Origin of the sequence: Acinetobacter sp. Ag2, from assembly GCF_001005515.1 — a bacterium.
Lineage (GTDB): Bacteria > Pseudomonadota > Gammaproteobacteria > Pseudomonadales > Moraxellaceae > Acinetobacter > Acinetobacter bereziniae.
The window spans coordinates 21303-35534 of the sequence record NZ_LBNA01000021.1 but is presented as its reverse complement, the minus strand read 5'-3'; the positions used below and the strand labels follow the sequence as shown (position 1 = coordinate 35534).

Below are 14232 nucleotides of genomic sequence, written 5' to 3'. Positions count from 1 at the left end.
AAAAGTGTCAACACACCCTAAAAAATATTGATCAATCCTGCCATTGATACACACAGGTATTTCAAAATCCAAAAGTCGGTTTGATTATTGCTCAAATTCTGCATTCTCACAGCTATTCAGGTCAATGTGTTGATCAAAAATAATTCTAACGTGATGATCGGGTTCAACTTTTCCGTACACAGTATATTCTACAGCTTGATGATCTCGACGATTTTTCAACTCAATTACCACATCTATTTCTTGACCGATCTCAATATTTTGTGTTTGAACCAATATACCAACAGGCTCACAAGGAAAGGCATCATCAATTTCCTGAGTAAAATCAGCAGTCATCCACTTCACATCGAGAATCGTATCTAATTCCTCATGCTGTTTTTCTGGAGGTTTAGCCAACACATGCGCTTTATCTTGCCAAACGGTCTGAGCAGAACTTCGCGTAAAATTCCCGGCTCCCCATAAGAGTAATAGCAATATTATTGAACTTATTATTTTCATTTTGCCTTGTGTTTTTCTTGATTTAAGTGCTAATTATTGATCAATTTCTTTATAATTCCAATCACACAATATACCTCAGTATTTAAGGTAAAAAGAAGCTTTGCTTTTTTTAACAACACTCAATATAATAATGCGCTTGAAATTCAATATTTCGATTGTGAATCTATCTCAATTCAGCTAGAATTTGCTCTCCTTTTTGTTTGGACAGATTCCATAGTCCAAACCAACTATAATAGGTAGTGGTTTAATGAAAACTCTCAGCGCTAAGCCTGCTGAAGTTCAACACGACTGGTACGTTGTTGATGCTTCTGGCAAAACTTTAGGTCGCCTTGCGACTGAAATCGCTCGTCGTTTACGCGGTAAACACAAAACTTCTTATACGCCTCACGTTGACACTGGTGACTACATCGTTGTGATCAATGCAGAGCAAGTTCAAGTGACTGGTAACAAATCACTTGATAAGAAATACTATCGCCACACTGGTTTCCCTGGTGGTATTCGTGAAACTAATTTCGAAAAATTAGTTGCTCACAAACCAGAAGAAATCTTCGAACGTGCTGTAAAAGGCATGTTGCCAAAAGGTCCTCTTGGTTATGCAATGATCAAGAAAATGAAAGTGTACGCTGGTACTGAGCATCCTCATACTGCTCAACAGCCACAAGTTTTGGACATCTAAGGGATACAGCACATGGCTACTAACTATGGTACAGGTCGCCGTAAGACCGCAACTGCACGTGTTTTCCTATCAGCTGGTACTGGTAAACTCGTAATCAATAATCGCACTCTTGAACAGTACTTCGGTCGTGAAACTGCTCGTATGGTTGTTCGTCAACCGCTTGAGCTTTTAGACGTAACTGAAAAGTATGACCTTTACATCACTGTTGCTGGTGGTGGTATCGGTGGTCAAGCTGGCGCTATCCGTCACGGTATTACTCGTGCGTTGATCGCTTCTGACGAAACTTTAAAACCTGCTCTTCGTCAAGCTGGTTTCGTTACTCGTGATGCTCGTGAAGTTGAACGTAAGAAACTTGGTTTACGTAAAGCACGTAAACGTCCTCAATTCTCTAAACGTTAATTCGTTTACCGAATCGGACAAAAAACCTCGGCATTTGCCGAGGTTTTTTTATGGATTAAAACTATTCAAAGTTTCACAGTTATTTTGTTTTATCTCGTTTAGAACAGTCCATGACAGCATCGGCAATCCCGTCGGCATATTTTGATTCTGTGATCGTACAGCCATTTTCCTGATAAGTTCGAGTTTCCTTAGAAAACTTATGGTCTTTCGGAATTGGTGCATCACATGGCTTATTGGTCTTTACATTGACCATTTTTACAGGTCCATCATTGTAAATCGTGACCTTACACCCCTTAACAACATACTCCTGTTCGATTCCACCGTACCTTTCATCCCCTGAAACAGCAGATGCAACATCACAAGCATCATCAGCACGACATGCGGCTTCTTCGTCACTAGCCACAGTAGCTTCAGCTCCGGCAGCTTCCATAGCTTCAGCAGCCGCTTCCTGCACTTGAGCATCTACAATTTGTTTCTTTGCATATGTATTTGAAAGATTCATCATAAGAAAAACAGCAAGAAGCAACTTACTGCTATTATTTATTAAATTCATGAATGACCCAGACCTTATATTGATTTAAATTCAGCGCATACCATAAGCTTATTAAAGTTAAGGTGATTTTATTGCCTATTTTTAGTATCCTAGTCTATTCATTTTTTCTAGTTTTTGGAATATGTCAGTCGAAAATGCGCCTCAACAAGGGATTACGTTGTATAGCCACGAGGATGACTTTCGTTCACATTGGATCAGATTTCTGCTTGCAGAAAAGCAGATTAAACACACTTTAATAATCGTTGAAGAAGATGATGAAGACTTAGCAAGCCTTAATCCATACAATCAACTGCCAATGTTGATTGAAAACGATTTGAAATTGTTTAAAACCCATATCATTTCTGAATACCTAGATGACCGTTATCGGCAAAATAAACTGTATGCCGATGCACCTGCCCCACGCGCAGAACAAAGACAGTATATTTGGCGTTTTGAGCAAGATTGGTTTAAGCTTGCAGACACCATGCTCCGCCACCCAGATACGCTCAACGCAGCAGAAAAGAAAAAAGCTCAGCAACAACTGAAAGATACTTTAGTATCTTTAACACCACTTTTTCAGCACTATCCGTATTTTATGTCTGATAACTTTACAATTTTAGATTGTATGTTAGCCCCAATTTTCGTACGGTTAAAACATATGGGAATTGAGCTGCCTAAACAGCAATGCCGTCCAATTTTACTATATTGCCAACGGATTTTTAGCCGACCCGCTTTTTTGAAATCGATGACCTTTCAAGAAAAAAGCCGATATAGTGAACTTTTGGCAAAACCCTAGATCGCAAAACAATAGAGTATTTTCTAATGTCTGAACCAGAATTGAACTTAACCCCAACTCGACCATACCTTGCACGTGCAATATATGAATGGATTTGCGATAACAATTTAACCCCTTATTTACTTGTTGATGCGACACAACCTTATACCGATGTTCCGCAACAATTTGTACAAGATGGGCAAATTGTTCTTAATCTAGCACCACATTCAGTTCATATGTTAAATATGAGTAACGATGCAATTACTTTCTCTGCGCGTTTTAGTGGCGCATCGAAAGATCTTTATATCCCCATGAATGCGGTATTGGGACTGTATGCGCGTGAAAATGGACAAGGTTTATTCTTTGATCCTGACGAATATGCCAATGTGCAAATCGAAGAAGATGCTTTAAAATCAAACAAAAGCGATGAAACAGAAATCACGACTGATGCGCCAAAGAAAAAATCGAGCTTACGCATTTTAGAATAGAACAAGGAGAACTGAATGGCTTTTGATCTCGTACAATACTTTGCTGAGCAGATAAAGATTCAAAAGCCTCAGCTATTATCACAACTACAAGCTGTTGAACGAACTGCACATATTGAAGAAATCAATGCGCTCACTTTAGGCAAGATTATTAGCCTGTGGCGTAAGGATGATGATGCACTTTATCAAGAGATTCTTTCGCAAGATCATCTATATAGTCAAGAAATTGCACGACATCTCACCACATCACCACAGAACAAATCTGATTTAGAGCAAACAATGCTTGAATCAGCAACAACTGAAATCCTTGAACTACAATTTGCTGAATTAAAACAGTTAGACACTGCAGGAAGTTTGGGAAAAAGAGGTTTAAGAGAACTGGTGATTGGGCAAATTGAACATTTATCGGGTCAAGCAAAAGATTGGGTTTGGTCAACAAATGAACTAACCGAACTGATTGGCTCTCAACCTACAGTGCAAGAAGATATATCATTGGATGAAACCATGAAGGAGTTTAATCAAATGGTCAATGTTCAAACTACTGATACGCATGTAGACCACCCAGAAATTACTGTTGTTGAAACAGTTCAACCAACTTGGGCAAAAGTTGCTGAACCTGTAGTCGCACTTGTGGTGCTCTATATTCTTTTTGAAGCTGTCAGCAAAGTTTTTGCTTAAATGTTACTGATAATCTAAATTTATTAAAAGCGATCTAAATGATCGCTTTTTTTCATGCAAAAAATATTTAAGTTTATTTAATTATTACAAGTGATAAATATCACAATAATAAAATTATAAATGATTAAATATGCACAATAATAATCAAAATCCTAAAAACTTTTAAGTTAATCTTCTATTGATAAAAATCATTTAAAAAAATCTTCGGGTTTAAGATAGATTTTCAATAATAACTAGTGTTAAGTTAAAGCGATGAAATTCTCTAAACTTTAAATAAAATTAACAATTTACAAAGGAGGATAAAACCGAAATAAATAAAACGACTAAATGCTATACATTTAAACATTAAAAAAATGTTTTAATTGGAAAAAGAATAAATCTAGCGTTAATTTAAACACATGATGACTGTTAAAATGTATTACACACTTTAATCTTTTAATCTCAGATAAGTGATATTATGAACAATCAATGTATCAATATCGCAATTTCAGGCTTAGGTTTAACCACCTCAGATGATCTTAAAATCAGGCTGCGAAAAATTTTACCACCCCATATTGGTATAAATTGGACAAGTGTTTCAGATCAAAATATCAACTGTATTTTGATCAATGAGCAGTTTTTTGAAAATGATAATATTCAAAATATTATTCAAAATAAAAATATTCCTTATTTAAAAATATCAAAACACAGTGAACACACAGAAAGTGCTCAAGATAACCTGCTTTGCATCCCTATTTATGATGAATGTACGCTTAAAGATTGGGTCAATGTCAAATTACTTCAGCAAGGAGATTCACCTGTAACCAGTTTAGATCTGTCTATAGACGACACTGAAACTCAACTTGAAATTAAAGAAATTGATTTCTTTGCTGATCTCTATACACAGGACAGCCGCAAAGTCATTCTCAGTGATCATTTAGGAACTATTGCCATTATAGACCACCATGCACATTTGGCTTGGCTTGAGGCGACACGTGATGAGTATCAGACAGACCTTTCAATACATTATGCAGCAGCACTCACCTCCGACTTTATTAAGGTTTCACGTAAACGCCAGTTCAACTTAGAAGACTGGTTATTTAATTTGATCTGGAAAAATCCACAACTCATTACTGTACCTGCGGCTGACAAATATTATCGTTTGAAGTTTTGGGTTCAACCCAATCAACTCGATAAGAAACTGTTATTACAACTCACCGCTTGCTTTATCTATGGTGCACAAATTCAACATGTTGCAGATAAACTCAACATTCCTGTTGCAACTGTTCAGCATTTTGTAGCAGCCAATCTAGCCATTCATAATGCGGAGGTCATTTCAGCAAAAGACAGCCAGTTCGACAAAACACAGAGCGAAGAACAACACACTGAAAATAAAGGAATCTTAAAAAGCTTTTTTAACAAATTAAAGAGTAAATTTAAGTTTTAAGGGATAGATACGCGATGATTATTCAAAAATACAAAATTGTTTTTGCAGGTTCGATGGGGGCAGGAAAAACCGAAGCGATTAAATCGCTCTCAGAGGTTCCTGTATTGGCAACAGAAGCCTTTAATACGGATGAACATAGCCACAAAAAACTCAATACCACAGTAGGAATCGACTATGGAGAAGTCACACTTGATGATGGCAATAAAGTTGGGCTTTATGGAACACCTGGTCAAGGGCGTTTCGACTTTATGTGGGGAGTGATTTGTAAAGGGGCTATTGGCACAATCCTATTGATTGACCATAGTTTACAGACACCTTTAGAAGAGTTGGACTATTACATCAACACCTTTAAACAATACGGCGACAACATTGTAATTGGTATCACCCATATCGATGATGATTTGGCTAAACCGACTCACCAATATCGACAATGGTTGTTAGAACGGCAACTCAACTTTCCTGTTTTCTTTATCGATGCACGAAAGAAAGCAGATGTACTGTTGCTCTTAGAAACATTGATTACAGCATTGGAAATTAAATACTTATAACCAATCAAGAGGTGCGTATGAATTTACCAGAGCAACGGGCAGCACCAGAAGCATTGGTTGCATTTGCTAAACAACAAATCCAAGAAGTACTCAACCATGTCAATCATATTGAATTCATTATGATTTGTTCAAGTGATGGTTTTGAGTTAGCTTCTGTGAGTAAACGCTATCAATTTCACTCCAGTAAACTAGCAGCGGTGAGTAGTTCCATTTTAGCGATGGTCAATGCATTTTTATCTGAAATTAATTTGATTGGCTGTCAAAGTATTACTTTAGATGCTGAGAATGGCAAAGCCGTATTAACAGCTGTACCATGCACCAAGCATCCTATGCTCATCGTCACATTAAGCAGTAAAGAGGTACTACTCGGACAATTGCTTTATCACTTAAAAGAAGCCAGCCAAGCCATTATCCAACAAGATCAATCATAGCAAGAGGGCTCACCCATCTTGGTTAAACTGTTCGGTAATCCCTGTTAAGGTTTCGCATCAATAGTGGTTTGCGATTTACCATGTACTTTAGACTGATACATCAGTAGATCTGCCTGATGAGTAGCCTCGTCAATATTTTCAGGTAATTCATCATAAGTACGAATCCCCATACTAAAATCAATACCGAACTGCTGTTTTAATCCACTTAACAAAAAGCTTTTTCTTAAACGTTTTTCGTAGTCTTCAATGGCGTTTAGATCAATGTCTTGTAAGATCACAATAAATTCATCACCGCCCATACGCGCAACGACATCAGAATGGCGTGTGGTCGATTTTAACACCTGCGCAAACTCGACTAGGACATCATCCCCTTTACTGTGCCCGTAGGTATCATTTACAGTTTTAAAGCCATCTAAATCAATTAGACCAACAGCAAATGTTTGTTCTGTTTTACTATGTCTCTTTTTTAATGCCTGATAGGCTAAATTAAACGCCCGTGTATTATTTAATAAGGTTAAGGGATCTTTCATCGCCATAAGCGTCATTTCATTTAAATTCATTTTTATTCTACGTAATAAAATCGCCACAACGCTAAAAAACCCTAGTCGCACACAAGCATTCCAGAAAGGAATAATCGAATTGGTGTACTCATGCCCCGCACTATAATCGGCATATAACCATGTAAGTCCAGATAAAATTACGGTAATGATGACAACATACTTATGGTCATACCATGCGGCAATCGAAACTGGAATTAAATAAAAAACAGCAAAAGAATATTCATAGCCCGTTGAGAGATCAATGATTCCTAAAACTATAATGATCAAAAGTAAAGTAGTACGCCGAACAACAATGGAACTCATAAATAAATACGTTTCCAACTGTTTAATCATATGATCACAATCCTTTGTGTTATTATTTCATTATCGTATAGATTAATTAAAAAATCTAGCAAAGTAAAAACTCAAAAAATAATCAATAAGCCAATGTTTTAAATAGATTTAACAGAATTTTTTAAACAAAAAACAGAGACTGTTTACTTAGCTGTAGTTAAAATAGTAATAAAGGTAAAGTGATATATAGGAGGATAAATACTGTTATAAAATAGAAATCTTTGGGTGTTAGGGAAAACAACTGATGGTTTACTTCAACGCATTAAAACTAGATAAGTTTTAACTCTATTGCCTATAAACTTTTGGTTTATAGCGTCCTAAGCCGAATCAAGACCTTGTGGGTAAGTACTACACGCACGTTGTACGTTACTGGTAGCAATCTACTCTTTTCGATCCCTGATCACCCTTGCAAACCATAATACCCAAAGCTGTTCAGGATTATTTTCCTAAGATGAGGTCTTTTCAGCTGAATTTAAAAAAATTTCCCGTCAAAGTACGAGATTAAAGAATTTTTAAATGGTTTTATATTTAATTCTATTTTTTTCTCAGTCTCAGTATGAAAAAAATAGAAATCCTTTCTGTTCAGCTCTCACATACATCAATGACGCTAAACTATTTTTTCTTATTCATTTCTGACAACAAGTCCAATTGAATTTCCTGAATTTTTGCCAATTTATCCCATTGGTGCATCAACAAATGATCTATTTTTTCATGTAAATGTCGAATTTCAAGTTCAGCTTTTAAATTGACTTGATAATCATTTTGCGAACGTAGACGATCTTTAGCTTCTTGACGATTTTGACTCATCATAATAATAGGGGCTTGCACAGCCGCCAAGCAAGATAAAATAAGATTAAGTAAAATAAAAGGATAAGGGTCTGCAGGCTGTTTGACCATTACCACAGTATTCACAATAATCCAGATTGCCAAGAACAAGCTAAAACAAATTAGAAAAGCCCAACTTCCTCCAAAAGTTGCAATCTTATCTGCTAAGCGTTCTCCCAAAGTCCAGTTTTCATCGAGTTGATTTTCAGTATTCTTAGTGATCAGTTCGTGCTGTTGCATGCTGTTGAGCACTTCATAAGCTAAACTCGATACTTCGCCTTGTTCAGATTGCAATAGAGATTGCACATATTGCATACGGTACTTGGTTAAATCAGCTCTACAAATATAATCTTGTGCAGACCAGTCTGGGAAATCTCGTGCAATTTCTTCTGTAATCACTTTGCGAATGGTACCCATTGGAACCACATCACGATGGGAAAAACTCTTTTTACACACAAAGCAAATATGATTCTCAAGTTTTTCGTTCATAACGCTACTCTTATCGTGGTTCTTTTTAATCCCTGATTAAGACCAAGCATAGAATATATTTGAGTGGCTTTGTGTATGAAGAGTATCTTGGTTAGATGTTTTTTCTGATATAAGAAACAAAGTTCAATAGATTTATTTTATGAAATACTTTTAGGTAAATATTTTTATTGAATTTTTTGGATGAGCGGGAAAACAACTGTGGTTTACTTCAACTATTAAAACTTTGTAAGTTTTAACCCTATTGCCTATAAACTTTTGATCTATAGCGTCCTAAGCCGAATCGAGACCTTGTGGGTAAGTACTACACGCACGTTATACGCAACTGGTAGCAATCTGCTCTTTTCGATCCCTTACATCCTTGAAAACAATATTAATCAAATTGCTTCGGGATTATTTTCCTAAGATAGATTGATTTTTGTCTTTTTCAGGAAATTTTTTCTTTAAAACAATCAATATAAAAAAAATTTCCCAACTCGGTTAATTAAATGATTTTTTATTGCATGAATTAGAGAAAAAATGCAAATTTAATTTCTAAATTTGCATTTCCGCCCCAACACAGCAACATTACTTTTTTAGTTATATGTAAACATGCTTTCAGTTGAATACTGATTTTCTTAATGAGCTTGTTTAACTTGAGTGAAAATGTCTTCTAAAGTGGCTCTATCCTGATTTAAGAACGCTGTTAAACTTGTCTTAATCTGCTCAAGTGTACTCTGCTTGATGGCAAATAGCGCTTTATTCTTACGTGTCATTAATCCGAATAACTCACGCTGCGGAATAATCAACGTAATATTACTTTCTACCTTGAACTCGAAATCTTCTGTTTTAGCATAAGCATTCAGCGTTATGGTCAAAAATTCATTTGATGTAGGATGAATCACCTTGAACATCGTACTGAGACCCTCTAATTGCAATTGTAAAACGCGTTGGCGTCGCCAACTGATGCTTTCAAATTTCGTCAGTACTTCTGCAATCTCAAGATTGCTGAACCGTTCCATATCATGCTCACTGGTGTGATTTGGATACTGAATGTGAATTTCAAAATTGCTCATTACTCTAAAACGCATACACTTAAAATCTTTTTGTAGTGTAACAATACTCTTCAAAAAACATAGAGAACCAGATCATACTTTTAAAACTAAGTTATTTATTTTTAATGTAAATTGTGAAAAAATTCACTTTTTTTATTTTTTACATGCACCAAGTTTATTTTACTCATTGGTTAATTATTTAAGTATTTGCATTTAGAGCAATTGAAAAAAATCAGGAAGCTTTGACTTCCTGATTTTTGTAGATTTCGTAAATCTAAAATTAGGCTAAACGATGTTCTTGCAACATTTTTTTGTGCATCAATTGTCTATACTGTTCTGTCATTGCATCAATTTGCCCATTTAAAAACAGACTAAGTTGTTCTGAAACCTGTGTTTGATTCAAATTCTTATACACCACATCGTATTTCTTTTTGCGTGTTAAAAATCCTAAAAACTCCTTACTTTCTACAGTCAATTGAATATTACTGTCAATTTGGAAGACAGGCTCGGCTTTACTCGATTGCGTATTTAACTGTATATGCAAATATAATTCTGTTTCTGTATCTTGTACTGCAAATGAGATATCTGAATCAGCAGCTTGAAGTTGAGTCAGAAATAAACGACGCCAGTTAATGGCATAAAATTTTGCCCGAATCTGTTCTATATCTTCAGCTTCAAAAGATTCCACTGCTTGCGCAGGCAAACTGATTTCGACATCGAACTTTCTCATTGTTCTCACCTATCCATGTGATGTTGATATTATGATTAATTAATAGCATTTATATCATTGTTTTAAAACAGCTATTATCATTATTTTTTTTAAATTGATTATTTTCAATACAACATGGATCACAACAATTCATCTAAAATTTGAAGCAGTCCATAAAATGTTGTTTGAACTAAAAATGAATATCTAACATTTAAATATCCCTTCTAATTTGAGGATAATAAATCTCAAGCAAACACCTATTTTAAAGGTCTTCTCCTTTCCTATCATTGTATTAAATGATGAGTCTACATCATATTTTTATAGCGAAATAAAAGCATCCATGCAGCAGTTGTGTAATGCTCCAACATGGATGCAGAATTTATTTCAAATTCTAAGCCTCTGAACAACAGTGTATACAAACTTTAATTTTTTCTCTTGGCCAATTCATCTTTGCCCGCCTTAGCGCCAAATCACTAGTCGCAAAAAATCCCAAGAGATTTTGCTGAGTGATATGGGGTAAATAATTACAACCTTGAGTAGCATTATGTACTTCATACACCCCATTGGCTTGCGGATTTTGATTGATAATAAATTTGTCCATCATAAAGTTTCCCCCTATTTATTCGTAAAATAAACGAATAAACCCATAATTAAATTATGCCTTTATTAATTCCATAATAAAAATATGCCTTTATTGTATAAAAATCAATCTTTTTATTTTTTGTTCTTATTGATTTTCCACAATCAATCTAAGTATTTAATTTTTATTATTATTTTAATTATCATGTTTATCTTTAAACGGTTGAATGATTTGTACTTTCTTGTCTTTTTCTTTTAATCCAACGGATGGCAATAACCACCAAGAGAATTCCAACAATCACCACCAAAACGGGGACAATGAGCGATAATACTGAAACGACAATTGCTCCAATCCATTCACCTGTAGACACGACAGGATTTGCGATACCACCTGTGGTTGCTGTGGATAATCCCCGAACTGCAACTGTTCCCATTTGTACTGCTGTTGCTGTTCCTCCCCCTACAATAATTGCAGCCGCCCAACTAGCAAACTGTGACATTTCACCACTACTCACCGCCATGGTGGTCAGTGTTCCTGCCACCATTGCCGCAGGTGTAGCAATGGTATCTAAGGCATTGTCTACCCAAGGAATATAATACGCACCAATCTCACAGACAGTTGCAACAGCCAAGCCTATACACACAGAGGGTATTGCTAACCACTCAAAACCTTTCATTGGTTCAAACCATCCCATCAATGATGCAATGCTCATCACCAAGAGTGGAACAAACACACGAAAACCGCAGGCTGCGCTTAAACCAATCCCTATACATAAGCTAAGAAGTGTTTCGATCATGATATTTCTGCCTGTATTTTCATTATATTTTTAAACTTTTTATTAAATTAACAAAAAAGCCCTATTGGATGATAGGGCTTTTTCTTAAAACTGCGAGTAGCTGTTTTGTTGGTGCTGCTTAGGCATTCTTGTTGTTGAATTGATTGCCAAGGCATTTGGTACACGGAGGTAAACGATCTGTACCAATTTCTAAGTAAACGCGATGTCCACATTGGACACAAAAATAGAAGCCTGTTCCAGGTTTTTGACCAGCAGTAACCATTTTTGTTCTCCATAGGTTTTAGAAATGGTGAATAAAGTATAGCCAAATTTTAATGTATGTCTACTGTCTATTTTAAAAAATGATGGTGTCATTTTTGCAAGAAATGATTTCAAAAAGTAATACGATTTTTCTTGTTAACGACTTTCCATAAATTAGAATCCACAAATTAATTAAATTGCTTCTCTTTCTTGAGGTGGTTCATCAGTTCTATCTTCCTCATAAAAATCATCGGGCATTTGTGACAATACATTTAAAAGGCGTTCAGCTGTTATTGGTTCTTCCATCGTCATAAAATCCTCTCCTCAAATGTTAAATTATAGAAAATAATAAGTCATATAATTTTCTACATCAGATACTTGTCAATTTGATAGTTTTGAAAAATTTTTCAATTATTTCTAAGCAGAAAACCTTATCAAAACAATCACATAATATTTTCTATCAGGTGGACTACCATTTTTATAAAACATCAATTAGGAATTCCTTTACGCCTAGTATTTAGAAACCAATTCCCAATTTTGGAAATAAATTCCCAGACATCATTATTGCTAGGTTTAATGTAAGAGTCTAAAGTTTGATCCTCACCCATTTGCTCAAAGATATCAATTAACCATGCTGGACCATGCCCTCGAGCATTCAATTGTTGTAACCAAGATTCTAATTCACCGTTTGGAACTACAAATAAACCGTATTCTGCCAGTTTATCAAAAAGGTTGGATAAAGCTTCTTTATCTTGGTCTTTCAGGATACTTATTCCCCCATCCTTTTTCATATCCTTATTTGATTCAATAAACTTTTGTTTCAAAGCTTCTCTAGTATGCGCTAATGCATTTTTTTCAATCTCTGGAAGCGAAGCGCTTTCCAAAAACTCACTCCAAACCTTGCCACCTTCTTTTAAAATATCAATATCAACTATACCTGCAACAGGTATACCTAATTCACGTAGTGGTTTTATAATAGTCTTAACTGTTTGTTTATTTTGTGCATTAAGAAATAAACAGTTAGGAATACCCTTATTGCTAAATTTTAGAAGCCTATCATTAATTTCTTGATAGAAAGCACGATCAGCATCAGACTCAGTTACAATTACAAACTCATAGAACAAGCCACTTAGTACACCTATCGAACGCAATAATGGATTTCTCATTAATTTTAAAATATCAATGTTTGGCAAAATTCTAGATGTTGCAACACCATCTCTATAAGTCAAACGCACTATATTTACTGGCGCACCCGATTGAATACAACCCATAATGAAATTGGGGCTATGTGTAGCAACAAATAACCTCTTTTCTGAATGCGACATTATACCTGCGACTTCTTTACCAAGCTTAAATGCTAGTGACGGATGTAGGAAAGCTTCTGGCTCATCCATTAGCAGAATTGATGGATCTCCAGCAATCATTTCAGTAACCATTCCTGTAAAAGCTTTAACACCATCACTTGCATAATCTATAGGTATTGCCTTTTTATGGAACTCTACAGCAGCTTCATGAATGCCTCTTTCCTCTAACTCATCTTGTGGCTCTTTTGTTGACAACCGTAAAGATAATTGACCCAAGTTGGTTGGATCTAGAACAAGATACTGCCCAAAAGCCTAATATATTATTCTTCTTACTTCATACCTTTTTTGATTATCTCTAAACAACATTTGAAAACTCAAGTGTGGAGGATCTTGAAGATTCCCTGCTCCTTGCGCATTAACTAAATCTATCCTATTGTATCCATCCAATGTTAATGTCTTATATTTCAAATATGTAGTACAAAACTGATTAGTTGCTTCACTAGGATTAATTAATACATGTTTATACGATGGTAAATGAACTTGATTTCTTTCTCCATTTCGCCCAACTAAAATGTGATCAGGATTAATAAACTCATTGATGTGAGGTTCCTGTTGAACTTTTCTTATAGCATTTTCAATTTCATCTTTAGAAATACCGATGAATTGAATATTATCGATAATTTTATTATTTGAGTTTTGCATTCCACTTATACAATATTGATATATTTCTCTAAGTATCTGACTTTTCCCTGAGTTATTAGGACCAACAAATACTGTTATCGGCAAAGCATCTATAATTGTTTTTTCCAGTCCTAATGCTCTACCAAACTTCAACTTGATATCTTTAATCATAATTATTACCAAAAAATAAAAACCCCACTTAACAGTAGGGTCTTTTTACAACACTATCAATTACTTTT

Annotated in this window: 18 protein-coding genes and 1 pseudogene; 8 read left to right on the top strand and 11 right to left on the bottom strand. The window is 35.2% G+C overall.

Annotation, left to right across the window (positions count from 1 at the left end; translation table 11 throughout):
• Window positions 1-84: 84 nt before the first annotated feature.
• Window positions 85-495, bottom strand: coding sequence for a hypothetical protein (locus AAV97_RS01200; RefSeq protein WP_046759592.1), 411 nt, complete (start codon window positions 493-495; stop codon window positions 85-87).
• Between the two features lie 247 nt (window positions 496-742).
• On the opposite strand from AAV97_RS01200, the gene rplM reads away from it, so the two are divergent.
• Both rplM and rpsI read left to right on the top strand, forming a co-directional pair.
• Window positions 743-1171, top strand: coding sequence for a 50S ribosomal protein L13 (gene rplM / locus AAV97_RS01195; protein WP_004829852.1), 429 nt, complete (start codon window positions 743-745; stop codon window positions 1169-1171).
• 12 nt (window positions 1172-1183) lie between these two features.
• Window positions 1184-1570 (top strand): 30S ribosomal protein S9, encoded by a 387-nt coding sequence (gene rpsI / locus AAV97_RS01190; RefSeq protein ID WP_004829853.1) that lies wholly within the window; start codon window positions 1184-1186, stop codon window positions 1568-1570.
• A 187-nt stretch (window positions 1571-1757) separates the two neighbouring features.
• Here the strand turns inward: rpsI and AAV97_RS01185 are convergent.
• Window positions 1758-2075, bottom strand: a pseudogene (locus tag AAV97_RS01185) (hypothetical protein); the annotation flags it as partial.
• 169 nt (window positions 2076-2244) lie between these two features.
• Here AAV97_RS01185 and AAV97_RS01180 point away from each other — a divergent pair.
• From AAV97_RS01180 to AAV97_RS01155, 6 genes are all read left to right on the top strand, one after another.
• Entirely contained in the window at window positions 2245-2898 is a 654-nt protein-coding gene (locus AAV97_RS01180; RefSeq protein WP_004829857.1) for a glutathione S-transferase N-terminal domain-containing protein, read from the top strand.
• A 26-nt stretch (window positions 2899-2924) separates the two neighbouring features.
• The gene (locus tag AAV97_RS01175) at window positions 2925-3365 is read left to right on the top strand and encodes a ClpXP protease specificity-enhancing factor (protein WP_004829860.1); all 441 of its coding nucleotides are present in this window, start codon (window positions 2925-2927) and stop codon (window positions 3363-3365) included.
• 15 nt (window positions 3366-3380) lie between these two features.
• Complete coding sequence (locus tag AAV97_RS01170) at window positions 3381-4040, top strand: hypothetical protein (RefSeq protein WP_046759590.1); 660 nt, start codon at window positions 3381-3383, stop codon at window positions 4038-4040.
• 457 nt (window positions 4041-4497) lie between these two features.
• Entirely contained in the window at window positions 4498-5466 is a 969-nt protein-coding gene (locus AAV97_RS01165) for a hypothetical protein (protein ID WP_046759589.1), read from the top strand.
• A gap of 14 nt (window positions 5467-5480) precedes the next feature.
• Window positions 5481-6014 carry a GTP-binding protein gene (locus AAV97_RS01160; RefSeq protein ID WP_004829865.1) on the top strand — a complete coding sequence of 178 codons (534 nt, stop codon included), beginning with the start codon at window positions 5481-5483 and terminating at the stop codon, window positions 6012-6014.
• 17 nt (window positions 6015-6031) lie between these two features.
• Window positions 6032-6445 carry a roadblock/LC7 domain-containing protein gene (locus AAV97_RS01155; protein ID WP_046759588.1) on the top strand — a complete coding sequence of 138 codons (414 nt, stop codon included), beginning with the start codon at window positions 6032-6034 and terminating at the stop codon, window positions 6443-6445.
• 44 nt (window positions 6446-6489) lie between these two features.
• On the opposite strand, the gene AAV97_RS01150 is transcribed toward AAV97_RS01155, so the two are convergent.
• From AAV97_RS01150 to AAV97_RS21320, 9 genes are all read right to left on the bottom strand, one after another.
• Entirely contained in the window at window positions 6490-7338 is an 849-nt protein-coding gene (locus tag AAV97_RS01150; protein ID WP_046759587.1) for a GGDEF domain-containing protein, read from the bottom strand.
• Between the two features lie 612 nt (window positions 7339-7950).
• Window positions 7951-8652, bottom strand: a complete 702-nt coding sequence (locus tag AAV97_RS01145) for a DUF1003 domain-containing protein (protein ID WP_009585966.1) — start codon at window positions 8650-8652, stop codon at window positions 7951-7953.
• 614 nt (window positions 8653-9266) lie between these two features.
• Window positions 9267-9719, bottom strand: a complete 453-nt coding sequence (locus AAV97_RS01140) for a hypothetical protein (RefSeq protein WP_227566868.1) — start codon at window positions 9717-9719, stop codon at window positions 9267-9269.
• Window positions 9720-9963: 244 nt separating this feature from the next.
• Window positions 9964-10413 (bottom strand): hypothetical protein, encoded by a 450-nt coding sequence (locus AAV97_RS01135; protein WP_004829873.1) that lies wholly within the window; start codon window positions 10411-10413, stop codon window positions 9964-9966.
• Between the two features lie 370 nt (window positions 10414-10783).
• Window positions 10784-10996 carry a hypothetical protein gene (locus tag AAV97_RS01130; RefSeq protein ID WP_081409711.1) on the bottom strand — a complete coding sequence of 71 codons (213 nt, stop codon included), beginning with the start codon at window positions 10994-10996 and terminating at the stop codon, window positions 10784-10786.
• Window positions 10997-11186: 190 nt separating this feature from the next.
• On the bottom strand, window positions 11187-11765 hold the full coding sequence (locus AAV97_RS01125; protein ID WP_046759595.1) for a DUF4126 domain-containing protein: 579 nt from the start codon (window positions 11763-11765) through the stop codon (window positions 11187-11189).
• 121 nt (window positions 11766-11886) lie between these two features.
• Window positions 11887-12030: a zinc ribbon-containing protein gene (locus AAV97_RS20760; RefSeq protein ID WP_004829882.1), complete on the bottom strand. Its 144-nt coding sequence runs from the start codon at window positions 12028-12030 to the stop codon at window positions 11887-11889.
• 466 nt (window positions 12031-12496) lie between these two features.
• The gene (locus AAV97_RS01120) at window positions 12497-13588 is read right to left on the bottom strand and encodes an ATP-dependent nuclease (protein ID WP_228136493.1); all 1092 of its coding nucleotides are present in this window, start codon (window positions 13586-13588) and stop codon (window positions 12497-12499) included.
• A gap of 36 nt (window positions 13589-13624) precedes the next feature.
• Window positions 13625-14164, bottom strand: a complete 540-nt coding sequence (locus tag AAV97_RS21320) for a hypothetical protein (protein WP_228136492.1) — start codon at window positions 14162-14164, stop codon at window positions 13625-13627.
• Between the last annotated feature and the right edge of the window lie 68 nt (window positions 14165-14232).

Bases quoted from the DNA above. Each gene is read 5' to 3' on its own strand.
- rplM (WP_004829852.1), top strand. From the start codon at position 743: ATGAAAACTCTCAGCGCTAAGCCTGCTGAAGTTCAACACGACTGGTAC.
- AAV97_RS01155 (WP_046759588.1), top strand. From the start codon at position 6,032: ATGAATTTACCAGAGCAACGGGCAGCACCAGAAGCATTGGTTGCATTT.
- AAV97_RS21320 (WP_228136492.1), bottom strand. From the start codon at position 14,164: ATGATTAAAGATATCAAGTTGAAGTTTGGTAGAGCATTAGGACTGGAA.
- AAV97_RS01180 (WP_004829857.1), top strand. From the start codon at position 2,245: ATGTCAGTCGAAAATGCGCCTCAACAAGGGATTACGTTGTATAGCCAC.
- AAV97_RS01160 (WP_004829865.1), top strand. From the start codon at position 5,481: ATGATTATTCAAAAATACAAAATTGTTTTTGCAGGTTCGATGGGGGCA.
- AAV97_RS01135 (WP_004829873.1), bottom strand. From the start codon at position 10,413: ATGAGAAAGTTCGATGTCGAAATCAGTTTGCCTGCGCAAGCAGTGGAA.
- AAV97_RS01175 (WP_004829860.1), top strand. From the start codon at position 2,925: ATGTCTGAACCAGAATTGAACTTAACCCCAACTCGACCATACCTTGCA.
- AAV97_RS01140 (WP_227566868.1), bottom strand. From the start codon at position 9,719: ATGCGTTTTAGAGTAATGAGCAATTTTGAAATTCACATTCAGTATCCA.
- AAV97_RS01200 (WP_046759592.1), bottom strand. From the start codon at position 495: ATGAAAATAATAAGTTCAATAATATTGCTATTACTCTTATGGGGAGCC.
- AAV97_RS01130 (WP_081409711.1), bottom strand. From the start codon at position 10,996: ATGATGGACAAATTTATTATCAATCAAAATCCGCAAGCCAATGGGGTG.
- AAV97_RS01145 (WP_009585966.1), bottom strand. From the start codon at position 8,652: ATGAACGAAAAACTTGAGAATCATATTTGCTTTGTGTGTAAAAAGAGT.
- AAV97_RS01150 (WP_046759587.1), bottom strand. From the start codon at position 7,338: ATGATTAAACAGTTGGAAACGTATTTATTTATGAGTTCCATTGTTGTT.
- AAV97_RS20760 (WP_004829882.1), bottom strand. From the start codon at position 12,030: ATGGTTACTGCTGGTCAAAAACCTGGAACAGGCTTCTATTTTTGTGTC.
- AAV97_RS01165 (WP_046759589.1), top strand. From the start codon at position 4,498: ATGAACAATCAATGTATCAATATCGCAATTTCAGGCTTAGGTTTAACC.
- AAV97_RS01170 (WP_046759590.1), top strand. From the start codon at position 3,381: ATGGCTTTTGATCTCGTACAATACTTTGCTGAGCAGATAAAGATTCAA.
- rpsI (WP_004829853.1), top strand. From the start codon at position 1,184: ATGGCTACTAACTATGGTACAGGTCGCCGTAAGACCGCAACTGCACGT.